Annotated in this window: 15 protein-coding genes; 4 read left to right on the forward strand and 11 right to left on the reverse strand. The window is 65.9% G+C overall.

Translation table 11 applies throughout. From position 1 onward, the window contains the following. Position 1 precedes the first annotated feature (1 nt). The 8 genes from ACOOF5_RS09135 to ACOOF5_RS09170 all read right to left on the reverse strand — a co-directional run bounded on the left by ACOOF5_RS09135 (position 2) and on the right by ACOOF5_RS09170 (position 8,947). Positions 2-511 carry a hypothetical protein gene (locus ACOOF5_RS09135; protein ID WP_420438369.1) on the reverse strand — a complete coding sequence of 170 codons (510 nt, stop codon included), beginning with the start codon at positions 509-511 and terminating at the stop codon, positions 2-4. A gap of 181 nt (positions 512-692) precedes the next feature. Beyond that, the gene (locus ACOOF5_RS09140) at positions 693-854 is read right to left on the reverse strand and encodes a hypothetical protein (RefSeq protein ID WP_420438370.1); all 162 of its coding nucleotides are present in this window, start codon (positions 852-854) and stop codon (positions 693-695) included. A gap of 105 nt (positions 855-959) precedes the next feature. Next, the gene (locus tag ACOOF5_RS09145) at positions 960-3,296 is read right to left on the reverse strand and encodes an acetyl/propionyl/methylcrotonyl-CoA carboxylase subunit alpha (protein ID WP_420438372.1); all 2,337 of its coding nucleotides are present in this window, start codon (positions 3,294-3,296) and stop codon (positions 960-962) included. 78 nt (positions 3,297-3,374) lie between these two features. Continuing rightward, positions 3,375-5,000 (reverse strand): acyl-CoA carboxylase subunit beta, encoded by a 1,626-nt coding sequence (locus ACOOF5_RS09150; RefSeq protein WP_420438374.1) that lies wholly within the window; start codon positions 4,998-5,000, stop codon positions 3,375-3,377. A 324-nt stretch (positions 5,001-5,324) separates the two neighbouring features. Further along, positions 5,325-7,841 (reverse strand): Calx-beta domain-containing protein, encoded by a 2,517-nt coding sequence (locus ACOOF5_RS09155; RefSeq protein ID WP_420438376.1) that lies wholly within the window; start codon positions 7,839-7,841, stop codon positions 5,325-5,327. 324 nt (positions 7,842-8,165) lie between these two features. Continuing rightward, positions 8,166-8,405 carry a hypothetical protein gene (locus ACOOF5_RS09160; RefSeq protein WP_420438378.1) on the reverse strand — a complete coding sequence of 80 codons (240 nt, stop codon included), beginning with the start codon at positions 8,403-8,405 and terminating at the stop codon, positions 8,166-8,168. Next, a complete protein-coding gene (locus ACOOF5_RS09165) occupies positions 8,405-8,623 on the reverse strand; it encodes a type II toxin-antitoxin system HicA family toxin (RefSeq protein ID WP_420438380.1) in 219 nt (72 codons plus the stop codon). The genes ACOOF5_RS09160 and ACOOF5_RS09165 overlap by 1 nt, the downstream gene beginning before the upstream one ends. Before the next feature lie 102 nt (positions 8,624-8,725). Next, the gene (locus tag ACOOF5_RS09170; protein ID WP_420438382.1) at positions 8,726-8,947 is read right to left on the reverse strand and encodes a hypothetical protein; all 222 of its coding nucleotides are present in this window, start codon (positions 8,945-8,947) and stop codon (positions 8,726-8,728) included. A 23-nt stretch (positions 8,948-8,970) separates the two neighbouring features. Between ACOOF5_RS09170 and ACOOF5_RS09175 the strand changes: the two genes are divergently transcribed. The 3 genes from ACOOF5_RS09175 to ACOOF5_RS09185 all read left to right on the forward strand — a co-directional run bounded on the left by ACOOF5_RS09175 (position 8,971) and on the right by ACOOF5_RS09185 (position 11,694). Beyond that, the gene (locus tag ACOOF5_RS09175; RefSeq protein WP_420438384.1) at positions 8,971-9,630 is read left to right on the forward strand and encodes an O-methyltransferase; all 660 of its coding nucleotides are present in this window, start codon (positions 8,971-8,973) and stop codon (positions 9,628-9,630) included. Positions 9,631-9,640: 10 nt separating this feature from the next. Beyond that, the gene (locus tag ACOOF5_RS09180) at positions 9,641-10,423 is read left to right on the forward strand and encodes an alpha/beta hydrolase (protein WP_420438386.1); all 783 of its coding nucleotides are present in this window, start codon (positions 9,641-9,643) and stop codon (positions 10,421-10,423) included. Between the two features lie 119 nt (positions 10,424-10,542). After that, entirely contained in the window at positions 10,543-11,694 is a 1,152-nt protein-coding gene (locus tag ACOOF5_RS09185) for an amidohydrolase family protein (RefSeq protein WP_420438388.1), read from the forward strand. Positions 11,695-11,762: 68 nt separating this feature from the next. On the opposite strand, the gene ACOOF5_RS09190 is transcribed toward ACOOF5_RS09185, so the two are convergent. Then, complete coding sequence (locus ACOOF5_RS09190) at positions 11,763-12,185, reverse strand: PIN domain nuclease (RefSeq protein ID WP_420440936.1); 423 nt, start codon at positions 12,183-12,185, stop codon at positions 11,763-11,765. Next, positions 12,176-12,394: a FitA-like ribbon-helix-helix domain-containing protein gene (locus tag ACOOF5_RS09195; RefSeq protein ID WP_420438390.1), complete on the reverse strand. Its 219-nt coding sequence runs from the start codon at positions 12,392-12,394 to the stop codon at positions 12,176-12,178. Before ACOOF5_RS09195 ends, ACOOF5_RS09190 begins: the two co-directional genes overlap by 10 nt. Before the next feature lie 98 nt (positions 12,395-12,492). Here ACOOF5_RS09195 and ACOOF5_RS09200 point away from each other — a divergent pair, with 98 nt between their 5' ends. Further along, positions 12,493-13,170, forward strand: a complete 678-nt coding sequence (locus tag ACOOF5_RS09200) for a dienelactone hydrolase family protein (protein ID WP_420438392.1) — start codon at positions 12,493-12,495, stop codon at positions 13,168-13,170. Between the two features lie 200 nt (positions 13,171-13,370). Here the strand turns inward: ACOOF5_RS09200 and ACOOF5_RS09205 are convergent, their stop codons facing one another. Further along, on the reverse strand, positions 13,371-14,264 hold the full coding sequence (locus ACOOF5_RS09205) for a MaoC/PaaZ C-terminal domain-containing protein (RefSeq protein WP_420438394.1): 894 nt from the start codon (positions 14,262-14,264) through the stop codon (positions 13,371-13,373). Between the last annotated feature and the right edge of the window lie 42 nt (positions 14,265-14,306).

The raw sequence follows: 14,306 nt of genomic DNA on the forward strand, positions 1-14,306 counted from the left end.
GCTACGCCAGCCCGCTCGCGGATGCAGCGGCCCCGACGATCAGGCGGATCGGAGATTCGCGCCTGGTGACGACGCGAAGGTGACAGGCGTCGCCGTCGCGCAGCGAGGCCGCTGGTGCTTGCGGCATCTCCACGACGATCAGCGGTCGGCGGTCATCGGATGCAGCACCGGAGACTCCGATTCGCGCGACCCGGGCGTCCAGCGGCCCCTCGACGCCTGCGGCGTTTACGCGCGCTGACATCCCGACTGCTATGCGGCGCGCGTCCTGCGATGACAAGCGCGCTGTCGCATCGACGCCGTCGGACGCGGTGACGATGACGCAGGGGCCAGACACGCCGCGCTCAATTGTTCCGAAAACGGCCCAGCCCAGCAATCCGGCCAGCGCGCAGCCGAGCAGGGCCACAAAGAGCCATTCGTGCGGAGCGCTGATGCGCAGCAGACCGTCGATCGGCTCGCTGCGCCCGCGTCGCGCGTAGGCCTCGTCACGGAACAGCTGCCGACGCTCGGGCATCTGGAATCACCCTCCGGTGCTGGCCGTTGCGTCCGTTGAGCGCGAAAGAACCGGGTGCTGCCGCCATTGTGTCGGCAGCACCCGGCGTGTCGGGGCGTGTGGCTGAGGCCAGAGGCCTAACCGTCGCAGCGAGGCGAGCGCTCGGTCGTGCCGGTCACGCCGCCGGTTTCGCCGGCTCGGGTCAGATGGTCGCCTGCCAAGGCTGCTGGTTCGCGTTGTACGCATTCCTCTTGCCGGAACCCGAACCGCCGCTGACGTTGTCCAGCTCCTCAGGCGAGAGTTCACGGTTGTCGGCAACCTCGGCTTCGGGCTCGTCAACAGTCGCTTCGCTGTGTTCGTCCATGACTTCCTCCTACGTTTCCCGAAAAATACCACGGCCTCAAACGTCGCTGGCCCCTTTGTTCGCGAAGCCTGTCAGCGGAACGAAGTGACGCCACTCGAGATCGTTCTACTCGTCGGCGTCGATGACGACGAGGAGTTCACCGTTGTTGACTTGGTCGCCGACGGTCGCGCGCACCTCGGCCACTTCGCCGTCTGCAGGCGCAGCGATCTGGTGCTCCATCTTCATGGCCTCCATCACCACGAGCACTTGGCCGGCGCTCACTCGGTCGCCGGGCTGAACGTCGACGATCAGCACCTTGCCGGGCATCGGCGCAACCAAACCGCCCTCGACCGCCTCGGCGTCGGGATCGGGAAAGCGAGAACGCTGCACGAACGACACCGTTCCGCCGACGGGGCCTGCGGCGTGCCAGCGGTTGCCGCGTCGGCTGAGCTCCCACGCGCCGCGAAATCCCGCGAGGCCCGGCACCGGCACTTCGATGTCCACGGTTGCGTCCACATCGGATGCATCGGCGGTGTCGCCCGAGAGCGCCCCTGTGCCCGAGAGCGGGCGAAGCTCGATGCCATGGGTGCGCACCGACCAGTCGGTGAACGGCGGCACGCCGTCGGCATCGTCCCCGCTGCCGCTGCCGCTGCCGCTGCCGCCGCCGGCGGAAGCACTGGTCTCGCCGCCTCCAGCGCCTCCAGCGTCGGGTCCGCCGCCAGGCTCGTCGTTGCCGATGCCCGCGTACGGCCCGCTCTGCGGCAGTTTCCCGACGCGCATCGTCCAGCTCCCGTCGCGCTGGCGGCGGTACTGCACGCTTGCCTCGACGAGCGCGTTTGCGGCCGTGGCCCACAGCGGCAGCACTTCGTCAGGCATGGCGCTGTTGCGGTACCCCGATGTCATGAACTGCAGCTGCGCGGCGGCTTGCCGGTTGCATTCCTGTGAGACCAAGGCGACCGCTGCCGCTGCGGTGCGGACAAAGAGCGGATGATGCGACGGCTCTTGGGCTGAGAGGCCGCCGCTGGGCAGGCCGGACTCATCGGCATCGCCACCCTCGCCCTCGCCGCCCGGTTCGCCATGTCCGAAGTAGACCCGGTGGATGAAATCGGTGGTGGTGTCGCCGGCGAGAAATTCGTCGCTGCGCAGCACTGCGCACAGGAAGTCGCGGTTGGTGACGACGCCGCCGAGGCGGGTGCGGTCGAGCGCTGATGCCAAGCCGAGCGCAGCCTCGGTTCGTGTCGGCGCCGCCATGACCACCTTGGCCAGCATCGGGTCGAACTCGGTGCCGACCACCGATCCCAACTCGATGCCCGAGTCGAAGCGCGCCCCCAGCTCAGTTGCGGGCGCCCACAGCTCGACGGTGCCCGTGGCGGGCAGGAAACCGCTGGCGGGGTCCTCCGCGTACAGGCGGGCCTCAACGGCGTGCCCCGTGATGGCCAAGTCGTCCTGGCCGTAGCCCAGCGGTTCCCCCGCGGCAATGCGGATCTGTTCACGCACCAAGTCGAGGCCAGTGATCTCCTCGGTGACTGGATGCTCGACCTGCAAGCGCGTGTTGACCTCGAGAAACCAGAACTCGGCATCATCGCCGCTGCCTTCGAGCAGGAACTCCACGGTCCCCGCGGAGTGGTAGCCGATGGTGCTGACGGCGGCGACCGCTGCTGCGCCCATGCGTTCACGCAGAGCTGGGGTGACCGCCGGCGACGGCGCTTCCTCGATCACCTTTTGATGGCGCCGTTGGATCGAGCATTCCCGTTCGAAGCAGTGCAGGACGTTCCCGTGGGTGTCGCCGAGCACTTGGATTTCGACATGGCGCGAGGCCAGCAGGTAGCGCTCCAGGAATACGGTGTCGTCGCCGAAGGCGCCGGCCGCCTCGCGCCGAGCTCCAGCGACAGCATCTTCGAGTTCGGCAGCGTCGTCGACGATGCGCATGCCCTTGCCGCCACCGCCTGCGGATGCCTTGACCAGCAGGGGATAGCCCACGCCAGCCGCGGCCGCTGTCAGGTCGTCGTGCGACATCGCGTCATCGACCGGCACGGATGGCAGCGTCGGTACGCCGGCGGCGACCATCGTCTCCTTGGCAGCGAGCTTGTCGCCCATGGCTGCGATGGCCGACGGGGGCGGGCCCACCCAGGTGAGCCCGGCGTCGGTGACGGCTCGGGCAAAAGCGGCGTTCTCGGACAGGAAGCCGTAGCCAGGATGGACGGCATCGGCGCCGCTGTGCTGCGCAGCCGCGAGCACCTTGTCGATGGACAAGTACGACTCGGCCGCGGATCGCCCGCCGAGCGGTATCGAGAGATCGGCGTCGGCCACAAAGGGTGCTTCGGAGTCGCCTTCGGAATAGACCGCAACGGTCGAGATGCCCATCGAGCGTGCGGTACGAAAGACGCGACGGGCGATCTCGCCGCGGTTGGCAACAAGCAGTCGCCGGATCGGGCGGCGAGGGTTCGGTGTGTTCTCGCTCACAGCAGCCTCCCGACATCCACAAGACCGGCACTGTTGCGGCGTCTTGCGTTGGTGCTCCGTGTGGTCATCGCACTGCCCTTACATCCGAAAGACGCCGAATCCGTCGGCGCCCTTGATCTCGTTGTTGTGACAGACCGACAGCGACATGGCGATCACGTCGCGGGTGTCGCGGGGGTCGATCACGCCGTCGTCGGTCACGCGCCCGCTGGCGTAGGCGGAGAGCGATTTGAGTTCGTGATAGTGCTCGACCTGCTCGGTGATCTTGCGATCGGCTTCCTCGTCGAACTCGATGCCGCGTCGCATCGCCTGGCCTCGCCGCACGATCGACATCACCCCGGCGATCTGCTTCGGGCCCATGATGGCGATCTTGGCGGTCGGCCACAGGTAGGTGAAGCGGGTGTTGAACGCCCGTCCCGACATGCCGTAGTTCCCGGCGCCATAGCTGTTGCCCAGGATGACCGTGATGTGGGGGACCATCGAGTTCGACACGGCGTTGATCATCTTCGAGCCGTTCTTGACGATGCCGCCCTGCTCGAAGTCCTTGCCGACCATGTAGCCGGTGATGTTCTGCAAGAACACCAGCGGGATGTCCTGCTGGTTGCAGAGTTGGATGAACTGGGTGGCCTTCTCGGAGCTGTCGCTGAACAGCGGGCCGTTGTTGCCCAGGATCCCAACAGGGAAGCCGTGGACGGACGCCCAGCCGCAGATGAGCGCGGTGCCGTAGCGGGCCTTGAATTCCTCGAAGCGGGAGCCGTCGGTGATGCGGGCGATGACCTCGCGGCAGTCGATCAGCGTCTGCAGGTCTCGCGGCATCAGCCCGAGCAGCTCCTCGGGATCATGCACTGGCGGGTCGGCCGGCATCGTCGGTCCCGGACCCCGCTTGCGCCAGTTGAGGTGCGCCACGACCTCCCGGCAGATGCGCAGCGCATCTGATTCGTCTTCGGCCAGGTAGTCGGCGAGCCCTGAGATCTCGGCGTGCATCTGTGCGCCGCCCAGCGTCTCGTCGTCGGAATCCTCGCCGGTCGCCATCTTCACCAGCGGCGGTCCGCCCAGGAAGACCTTCGACTGGTTGCGGATGAAGATGTTGTAGTCGCTCATGCCCGGCTGGTAGGCGCCGCCGGCGGTGGAGCTGCCGAAGACCACCGAGATCGAGGGAATCTTCAGCTTCGACAGTTCGGTCACGTCGTAGAACAGCCGGCCCGACTCGGCGAAGTGACTTTCCTGTTCACGCATCTGCCGCTCGGGATCGTCGTCGCCCCGCAGGTCGCCGCCGGCTGATTCGACGAATTGAATGTACGGCAGCCGGTTCTCGCGGGAGATCTCGATGGCCCGCATGATCTTGCGGCCCGCGAACACGGTGATGGCGCCGCCGAGCACGGTCGGGTCGTTGCCCTCGATCATGCACTCGACGCCGTTCACGACGCCGATGCCCATCACCAGCCCGCCGCCCACGGCGTAGTTCGAGCAGTAGCCGGCGAGCGAACTGATCTCGTAGAACGGCGAGTCTCGATCCACCAGCATCGAGATGCGTTCGCGCACCGGCATCTTGTCCCGGCTGCGCATGCGCGCCATCGCCCGAGGCCCGCCTCCCGCCGCGGCTTGGCGCTGCAGCTCGTCCAGCTCGGCGAGTTGTTCGCTCATGTCGTCGCAGTTCTTCGTGAACCACTCCGCAGAGGTGTCGATGTGGGATCGCAGTACCGGCATGTGACTCCAGCGGACTATCGGTGCGCCCGTCCACGGCTCGACTATCGGGGACGCAGGCGTGAAGTGCCGAAGTCTGCTTGACACAGCCCGCGATTGCTCCACTCGTCTCCGAGCGGGACAGGGCAATCGTCTCCCGGCTGCGAGCGATGTACATCCATCGATTGCGAACCCTCAGCCGACGGCACTCGTGAGCCGGCCCGTTCAACGATGTCCACACCCATCGCTGACAGGAGCGAAACCACCGTGGCCCAGCGAAAGTTGGCCGGCGTGCGGCGCCAGTCCGCGGTGAAGCGTCGCACGGCGCGCACCACCGGACAGGAAGGGCTAGGGGGTGTTGTCCGACGCCAGGATCGTGGCGTGTCCGACATCGTCGCCCAAGGCCGCGCCGCGGGGATTCCACAGCCGCACGATGAAGTTTTCGTCGCGTTCCGCGATGTCGTCGTCCACCAGTTCGATTTCGACGTACTTGTGGTCTTCGCCGCCGGCGAATGTCAAGGTGCGGTATGTGGGGACGAAGTCGGTGTGCGGGCGTGCCGTTCCCGACTGGACGTTGTATTCGACCGTCACAGTGCCGTCAGGATGAACCGGGCGATCCAGCGAGACGCTGAACCATGCTCGTCCGCTCTCCTCGGTTGCTCCCTGGCCGTCGTCTCCGTCGCTGATCGACACCACCGGCATCTGCGGGGCCGCGCCGTCGTTGTCATAGACGATGACGGCACCCCGATACGACAGGCTGGAGATGTAGCGGTCGTCCTCGGGTATCTCGACTTCGACGAACACGGGGCCGTCAGCTTCGTCGATGCGGTCGTCGACGGTGCGCACGCTGAATGTCTGCCGGGTGTAGTCAATTAGCGACGCCTCTCCCAGGTACGTGACGGTCTGGCTGCCCTCGTGGGCGGGGATGATGAAATCGCTGGTATAGGACGAATCGCCTTCGTAGCCGTCGGTGACGGTGACGGTGATCGGCAGGTCGTCCTCAGGCGGCGGCGTGGCCGTGAGCGTGAACGTGAATGGCTGGCCTTCGACGACGGCGGGCTGCACCGACAGCGAGATGACCGGCGTTGCCCGCGGCGCGTCGAACGGATCGGGTTCGATGGTGCCGGTCGCCGTGCCGGCTGCGATGTCGGCGGGGCCGATGATCTTGGTGATCACCAGTTCCATGGTCTCAGCTTCTTCGTGTTCGTCATCGTTGTATACCCGGATCGACGTGTGCTTCGTCAGCGCCGTCTCCCCGGGCCGGAACCACACTGCGCCCCGATGCGCGCGGTAGTCCTGTCCGGCAGTCGCGGGATGGGCGGCGTTCGGCGTCTCGCGTGTCTCGTAGAGAATGAACAGCCACTCGTCGGTCGGGCTGCTGAGGGTGAACGGGAAACGCAGCCGCGGCAGCTCGGTGCGAGAGTTCTCTCGAATCGTCGCGTCGCCGACCGAGACGGTGCGTACACCCACGGCGGCATCGTCGTCGTTGATGCGCACCGAGGCAGATGCGGTGCGGCCGACGTTGTAGTGGTCGCCGTTGAGCACGGTGGCCGTAATCGAGCCGGCTCGTTCATCGGTGTCGTCGTCGTCGGTGGAGACTTCCCACCTACCGATGCCGTCAGGCCCAATCGAGACGGCAGTCTCCCACCGCAGGGCGCCGCCTACGTAATCGCCGACAACGTCGGCTCGCAGATTCACACTGATGCCGTACACCGGGGGCGGATCGGCGATCAGCCGGAACGCGGCCGTCTCGCCTTCGATGACGCCCGACCCGACAGGTGTGATGTTCACCTTGGTGGTGCCCAGGTCGCGCACAGCAACCGTCGCCATGCTCGGTGAGGTGACCAGGTAGCCAGAGCCCGCTATCACTGTCACCGAGACTGATCCGTCGGGTTCGCCGAACGCGTCGTAGACGGTCGGCACCGTCAAGGTTGCGACACCACTGGAGCCAACGGTCACCTCGCGTAGACCGATCTCGCCGCTGAGACCGAAGTCACCAGTCGCCGAGACGTCCACAGTCAGGTCCAGGTCGGCGGCAGGTGCCGGGTCGGCGGTGAGGGTGAAGGCGGCTGTGCCGCCCTCGTCGATGTCAGATGCGGCGGCGACGCTCACACGGGGCGTGGGCGTACCTCCGTCGGTCACCTCGACGGTCACCGAGGGCCGGGTGCCCAGGCTGTAGCCGGTGCCTTCGAGCACCGTGACGGTGATCGAGCCGTCGTCTTCGTCGACGCCGTCATCGGTGGTGGCGACCGACAGCGTCCCTCGGCCGTTGGCCCCGATGATCACCGTCCTGGTGCCGGTTTGGCCCTCGGACGCGAAGTCACCGTGCTGGGCGATGTCCACATTCACCGGGAAGCTGCTTGCTGGGCGGGGATTGGCGCTCAGTGTGAAGGTGGCGGTGCCGCCCTCCCTGATCGCCGAGCCCGCCTTGACGCTGATCGAAGGATCCGAGATGTCGATTCTGGGATCGTCGTTGTCGGTCAAGACGGCCGTACCTGACGCCCAACCTTGGACGACCGTGTAGCCGCTGCCCGGGTTGACGGTCATGGTGACCGATCCGTCGGCTTCGTGGGTGTTGTCGTCGATCGTCGGGATGCTGATGGTCGTCTGCGTCCGGTTGGCGTTCGAAACGGTGGTGACCGTTCGGCGTCCGAGCTGCGATGCCGATACATAGCTGCCGTGCTGGCTGAAGGTGACGTTCACGCGGATCGGCTTGGACAGCTTTCCGTGAACTATCTGGAATTTCGCCGTGTCACCTTCTACGTAGGTGTCCCCGGCGAAGCCGGCGATGTCGGGCAGACTGTCGTCAGCGGCTGCGGGTCTTGCATTGGATACCGAGATGGTGAGCAGCGGTGCTGCCAGCAACGCCAGCGTCGCAAAGATCCGAGACGCGCGCCCCGGTCCCGGGGGGGGGTCGAAGCTTGCCTGTGTCCACGCTGTTCTCCTCGCGGCGGGAATGATCTTCGCAAAGCCCAGTACGAGTACCAGACATGCACCGCCACGGCAACCCCACATCAACTGCGCCTCGGTTGCCTACCTGCCCGCTGAAGGCACGAGCTATTCCACGAGGACGGCTTCTCGTCCTTCAGTGACCAGGGCGACTTGCAATCGCGGCGAGGGTGTGCTCAGGCAGACGTCGGCATCCGGATGCCCGCGGCCGAGTGCCGCCAAGCCGGGCCAGCGAATCTTCTATGCCGAGTGAGACGGCGACACAGCGCTCGGCGCCGGTGCGATCGGGTCGATCTGGAGTTCCTTGCACCCTTCGAGATAGCTGTCGATCGAGCACTGGAATTCTCGCTTGAGGCTGGCCGCATCGGTGGCTTCGGCATTGGCGATGGGGTAGATGCCGCTGTTGATCACGCGCGCGTGCAGCACACCCGTCTCGTCGTCCACGGAGACCTCGCCGATGTATCCCCTGTATTCGAGCATCAACCAGCCTCGATGCACTCGACGAACCTGACGATGTCGCGGATCGTGTGCCGTGTCACTTCGGGTCCCGGATGCGGGCGATGCACAACCATCGATTGCGAGCCCTTGGCCAACTGTACTCGCGAGCCGGCCCGCTCAACGATGTCCACGCCCATCGCTGACAGGAGCGAAACCACCTCGGCCCAGCGGATGTTGGTCGGCGTGGGAACACCTCGCATGCGCTGAAGGGTTCGTAGTTGTCGGCGCTGCATCGAGGCAGTTTGATGCATCGACGTCCGAGCACATGCAGGGTTTTGGGACACTCGGCGACTTGGTGTGGGTCACTCGCTGGCGAGGTCGGAGTGGCCGAAGCCGGTGGCCGCCTCGGACCAAGCGTCGTCGGTGATTGCGGCGAGCAGATGTGCCCGAAGCCATTCGACACTGCCGAGCGTCAACAATTGTGGGCCGCCATGGCCGAGGTCGCCGGGTTCCGGCTGGCCATCTCGCGCGTGGACGCGGCCCCGCGGCGATGTGTCGAGCGGTTGAACACGCGGACGGTCCACTCGCGCAACATAGCCTCGCCTGTGTGTCACGTGATTCGGCGTTCGTGGAAGAACAGGCTGCGTTCTACGCGGCGGCGCATTCGTTGCAGCCCACAGCCGTCCAACGCGAACTGATTGCTGAGACGGCGAAGCTCGGGCGGGTCGCCGGCATGCAGATCGGCCCGCTGCAGGGTGCGTTCATGACGGTGCTGACGGCGACGCTGCGGCCCCGGCTGGCTGTCGAGGTGGGCACCTTCACGGGCTACTCGGCGCTGTGTGTGGCCAGCGCGCTCGAACCGGGGGCCCGGCTCATCTGCTGCGATGTCTCCGAGGAGTGGACCTCGATCGCCCGCCGCTACTGGGACCGAGCCGGCGTCGCCGAGCGCATCGACCTGCGCATCGGACCCGCGCTGGACACGCTGCGCGCACTGCCGTCCGAACCCCGGATCGACTTGGCGTTCATTGACGCCGACAAGTCCAGCTACCCGGACTACTACGAGGCGATCTTCGGGCGGCTGTCGCCGGGCGGCGTGATCCTGGTGGACAACGTTCTGCGGGGCGGCACGGTTGCTGATCTGGAACACGATGACGAAGCCACCGAGGCGATGCGCGCGTTCAACGACCACGTCGCAGCCGACAGCCGGGCCAGCAGCGTGATGCTGCCGATCGGTGACGGCCTGACGATGATCAGCCGCCGCCAATAGCATCCCCGCCGTGGCTGACTCAGGCGCGTGGCCCATCGAGACACACATCCTCCATCGGAGCGACGCCGGTCGGTCCTACCAGCTCTGGGTCGCGCTGCCGATGGGCTACCGGCCCGATGCGACCAACCCGTACCCGCTCGTGGTGTGCTGCGATGCACCTTGGACGTTCGGCACTGCCGTGGACACCACCCGGATCCTGTCGATGTCTCGAGAGACACCGCGATGTGTCGTCGCCGGCATCGCCCACGACACCGCTGACATGCGTGAGATGCTTGACCTGCGTGCCGTCGATTACACGGTGACGCCTGCGCAGGCCCCGCCGATGACCGGCATCCGGGTACCGCCTGCCGAGACGGGTCAGGCCGAGTCGTTCCGACAATGGCTCGCTGGCGACGTGCTGCCGCTGCTGTACAGCCGCTACCACGTCGGCGAACCCACCTACGTGGGCCATTCGTTCACGGCGCTGTTCGGCCTGCATGTGCTGTTCAACGCGCCCGACATGTTTGCCCGATACCTGCTGGCGAGCCCGTCGGTGTGGTGGGACTACGAGGTCATGTTCCGCCTCGAGGAAGAGCACGCCAAAGCCGGCGGCGACCCCGAGGCCAAGGTCTTCATGTCGATGGGGGAGAACGAGACCGACGAGTACTCGCCCCAGGCCAAGTTCTGGGACCAATTCTCGGCCCACGGCTATCGCAACATCGACTCGACCTGGCACGTCTTCCCCAACGAGAACCACAACACGGTCGTCGGCCCCGCGGTCAGCCGGGGCCTGCGGGTTCTCTACGCCGACTGATCCCGGTCTTCTCAGGGCACATCAACCCTTCGGTGGACGTTCAGGAGTGCATTCTCCGGCTGCGCCGCGGCTGAGGGTGGGGCAGAATGGTCGCACTGGGGCAACGGGGAGGCTGTGACATGGCCAGGACGCAGACACACAAGAGCGCGGGACCGCTGGCATCGAATGGGAAAGTGCCGGTGTACGACGCGGACGCGCACATCGCGGAGCCGACGTCGGTATGGGAGGAATACGCCGATCCCAAGTACCGGGATCTGATCGCGCAGTGCCGGATTATGGGTGACGGCAGCGACGCCATGTTTGTCGAGGGCAAGAGGCTGCGCAACGGCATCGCGCCGGCCTGCATCCCGGACGCCTATGGCACCGACGTCACCTGGAATGACATCGTGCCCGGCAGCTACGACCCCGCCGCTCGCTTGTCGGTGATGGACGACGAGGGCCTCGACGCGGCGCTGATGTTCCCGTCGCTGATGCTGATCTCGGGTGACATCAACGACCCAGACGTCGCCGTCGAGAATGCCCGTGCCTACAACCGCTGGATGACCGACTTCTGCTCGGAGGATCCGAACCGGCTGTTCGGCATGGGCGTATGCCCGCTGCAGTCGATCGACGGTGCGGTAGCGGTCATTGAAGAGGTCGCCAACGCCGGGCTGACCGGCATCACGTTCCGTCCAGAGCGCTACGCGGGCCTCGAATTGTTCTCCGACGAGATGAACCGGGTGTGGTCAGCCGCCGAGCACCACGACCTCACCGTGGGCATCCATGGCAGCTTCGGGTCGGGAATGCCTAGCTTCGCCAAGACCCGCTATGAGAACCAGTTCTACGTCCACATGGTCTGCCACCCCTTCGAGCAGATGGCCTCGGTGATGGAGATGGTGGCCTCGGGCGTGCTCGACGACCATCCGATGCTGCGGGTGGGCTTCTTCGAGTCGGGCCTGGGCTGGCTGCCGTACTGGCTGGACCGCCTCGACGAGCACAAGGAGGCCATGGGTCACCTGGTGCCTCGCTTGAAGCGAGATCCCACGGAGATCTTCTCCGAGCAGTGCTTCGTGACGATGGAGGCCGGCGAGGGCGAGGCCTTCGAGCAGGTCGCTGCGATGGGCCTGGCGCACACGGTCGTGTGGGGCTCGGACTACCCCCACTACGACTGCACCTTCCCCGGCGCCCTCGCTGAGCTGAACGAGACGTTCGAAGGCTTCGACGACGAGGTAGCCAGCCTGCGCAACGAAGTCGTCTACACCAACGCCCGCCGCTTCATGGGCTTGTCATAGCTTCATAACGGGCTGACATCGCGAGGGGTACTTGTTTGTAGCTGAGTGCCGCTGTGGCTCAGTCAAACTCATGAGGCGTGTTCGATGGCGAGCCGTTCGACTGCCTGGCCGGTGACTTCGGCGATGAGTTCGAAGTCTTTGTCGACATGGAGAACCGTGAGGCCGGCGAGTTCTGCCGATGCCGCTATCAGCAGGTCCGGAACTGACGGGGCGCGGTGATGGCCGACTCTTGCCAAGGAGAGTTGCACAGCGACGGCTCGATCCTCCACCGCTGTCGTCAGGTACTCGACTGGCATGGAACCGAGCGGCGGTTCAGCGGAGCTCCGGAGGAGCTCCTCGGCGGAACGGGCCGAGAAGCCGATTTCCAGTCGTGTCAGGGTCGAGATGCGCACTCGCCCGCGTTGGATTCTCGACGCCCACTCGGAAGCATCGGGACCTGAGCCGATCCGGGCCATCGCCGACTTGTCAATGAGCCATGCGGTCACGACCAGGCGGCTTGCATGACATCGGGATCGGCGAGATCAGCGAAGGTCTCGTTGAAACGGCGCAGCGATTCCGCGGTTACTTCTTCCGTGCGCGCACGTTCGCGCTCGAGCAATCGTCGCAAGTACTCGACTCGGGAGAGTTGGGCTTGCTTCGCGTTGGCGTCAACCGCGGCAACGACCTCGTCGGGGACGTTGCGAATCAAGATGTCGGTCACCCTGAGGCCTCCATCATCTGGGGATATCGTATGATATCTCAACATCTTGCCGCGGCGGCAACGGTGATGTCAGGGTGGGTGCGGTAGACATTGGCGTCATGGGACAGACGATCACATTGACAGCTTCTGACGGCGCGATAATCAGCGCCTACCGGGCCGATCCTGAGGGCACGCCCAAGGGCGGCGTTGTGGTGGTGCAGGAGATCTTCGGTGTGAACGACCACATCCGCAGCGTCGCCGACGGGTATGCCGCTGACGGCTACCTGGCGGTGGCACCTGCGCTGTTTGATCGCGTCCGCGGCGGGGTCGAGCTGGGCTACGACGCCGAGGGCATCGATGTCGGGCGCAAGATCGCCTTCGATGACCTCACGTCCGATCAGGTCATGGCCGACATCTCCGCGGCGGCCGATTGCGCATCGGAGGGCGGCAAGGTCGGCATCGTCGGCTATTGCTGGGGAGGCTCGATGTGCTACGTGGCCGCGGCACGCCTTGCCGACAAGATCGCTGCGGCATCCGGCTACTACGGCGGGCAGATCATGCCGCATCTCGATGAGCGCCCGGAAGCGCCGCTGCTGCTGCACTTCGGCTCCGAGGACCACGGCATCCCGCTCAAGAACGTGCACGCCATCGCCGAGCGCTGGGACCACATCGGCGTTCACATCTACGAAGGCGCAGACCACGGCTTCAACTGCGACGCCCGAGCCAGCTTCCACCCTGATGCGGCGGCACTTGCCAAGCAGCGCACGCTCGACCATTTCGCCGAGCACCTGAGCTGAGCGGCTGGGCCGGTCCTCTGGCAGGCCAGCCAGCATCTCGTCTAGACGCCCGTCGACGATGCGCGGAATGCGGAATGGAGTCCGCGTCGTCGGCACCGTTCACGAAGGGCAAATCGGTGATTTCGACGGCTTGAAATTGCCCATTTCGACGCCTCAGGCTTGAAGTTCTCGACGCCTCAGGCCTGGCGGACAGCTGACCGTCACCGCTTCAGCAGGATGACGCCTCGGTCCACTGCGGGGCCGCCTTCGGCGTTCAGCACGTCGAAGCGCACGGCTTGGGTGGCGTCGCCGTGGTCGCTGGTGGGGGTCACGTCCCAGATGCGCACAGTGATCGTCGACGGCATCAGCACCATGGCGCGGAACCGACACACGATGCGCCGGACTCGGCTCGGGTCGCCGTCTGCCGCGGCGTCGACCACCGCGGAGACTCCCAGGGCGAGAGTCGCGGTTCCGTGCAGGATGATGCCGGGCAGGCCCGCCTTTTGGGCAACGGCTGCGTCGGTGTGGATCGGATTCCAGATGCGAGCGCACTCGGTGTAGGTGTGCGCAGCGCCGTGCGCGACCGGCACCGCAATCTCGGCTGTCGGCTCGATGGGCAGCTCTCCGAAGTCCGGCTCTGGCGGTGCATCGGGATCGGGTCGGTCCTCGCCTGCTGTCTCGACGTTGAGGTACATCCCGCCTTGGTAGGTCGTGGCGACCGGATTGCCGTCTGCGTCGACGGTGTCGATCCGCATCGTTTGGAACGTGCCGGGCTTGCGCTGCTCAACACCGGTGTAGGTGACCTTGGTCGACAAGTGGTCGCCCGGACGCACGAGCCGGTGCACCGTCAGGTCGTGCGTTGCATGCACCGAACGCCGCACCTCATCGGGTGTGATGCCCCAGCGATCAGAGATGTCTCGGCCGGCGACGATCACGGGCCACTCCGGGCACACCGCAAACATGGGGTGCGCGACCACGCCGTCATCGGCGAGCGTGTCGAAGTAGCAGTCGTGTGTGTCGCCGAGCGAGGCTGCGTACGCCATCGTCCAGCGCTCGTCCACGTCGTGAGCAATGGGCCCGATCGTCTCGCCCACCATGTCTGAAGGAACCGGCATGCTCTCAACCCCCGAGGTTCGCAGGCCGCGAGCGTAGTAACC

It is taken from the genome of Candidatus Poriferisodalis sp., assembly GCF_965214215.1.
Lineage (GTDB): Bacteria > Actinomycetota > Acidimicrobiia > Acidimicrobiales > Poriferisodalaceae > Poriferisodalis.

What these genes read in the sequence shown, in the direction of transcription:
- ACOOF5_RS09135 (WP_420438369.1), bottom strand. Translation starts at nt 511, where the DNA reads ATGCCCGAGCGTCGGCAGCTGTTCCGTGACGAGGCCTACGCGCGACGC.
- ACOOF5_RS09140 (WP_420438370.1), bottom strand. Translation starts at nt 854, where the DNA reads ATGGACGAACACAGCGAAGCGACTGTTGACGAGCCCGAAGCCGAGGTT.
- ACOOF5_RS09150 (WP_420438374.1), bottom strand. Translation starts at nt 5,000, where the DNA reads ATGCCGGTACTGCGATCCCACATCGACACCTCTGCGGAGTGGTTCACG.
- ACOOF5_RS09160 (WP_420438378.1), bottom strand. Translation starts at nt 8,405, where the DNA reads ATGCTCGAATACAGGGGATACATCGGCGAGGTCTCCGTGGACGACGAG.
- ACOOF5_RS09165 (WP_420438380.1), bottom strand. Translation starts at nt 8,623, where the DNA reads ATGCGAGGTGTTCCCACGCCGACCAACATCCGCTGGGCCGAGGTGGTT.
- ACOOF5_RS09185 (WP_420438388.1), top strand. Translation starts at nt 10,543, where the DNA reads ATGGCCAGGACGCAGACACACAAGAGCGCGGGACCGCTGGCATCGAAT.
- ACOOF5_RS09200 (WP_420438392.1), top strand. Translation starts at nt 12,493, where the DNA reads ATGGGACAGACGATCACATTGACAGCTTCTGACGGCGCGATAATCAGC.
- ACOOF5_RS09205 (WP_420438394.1), bottom strand. Translation starts at nt 14,264, where the DNA reads ATGCCGGTTCCTTCAGACATGGTGGGCGAGACGATCGGGCCCATTGCT.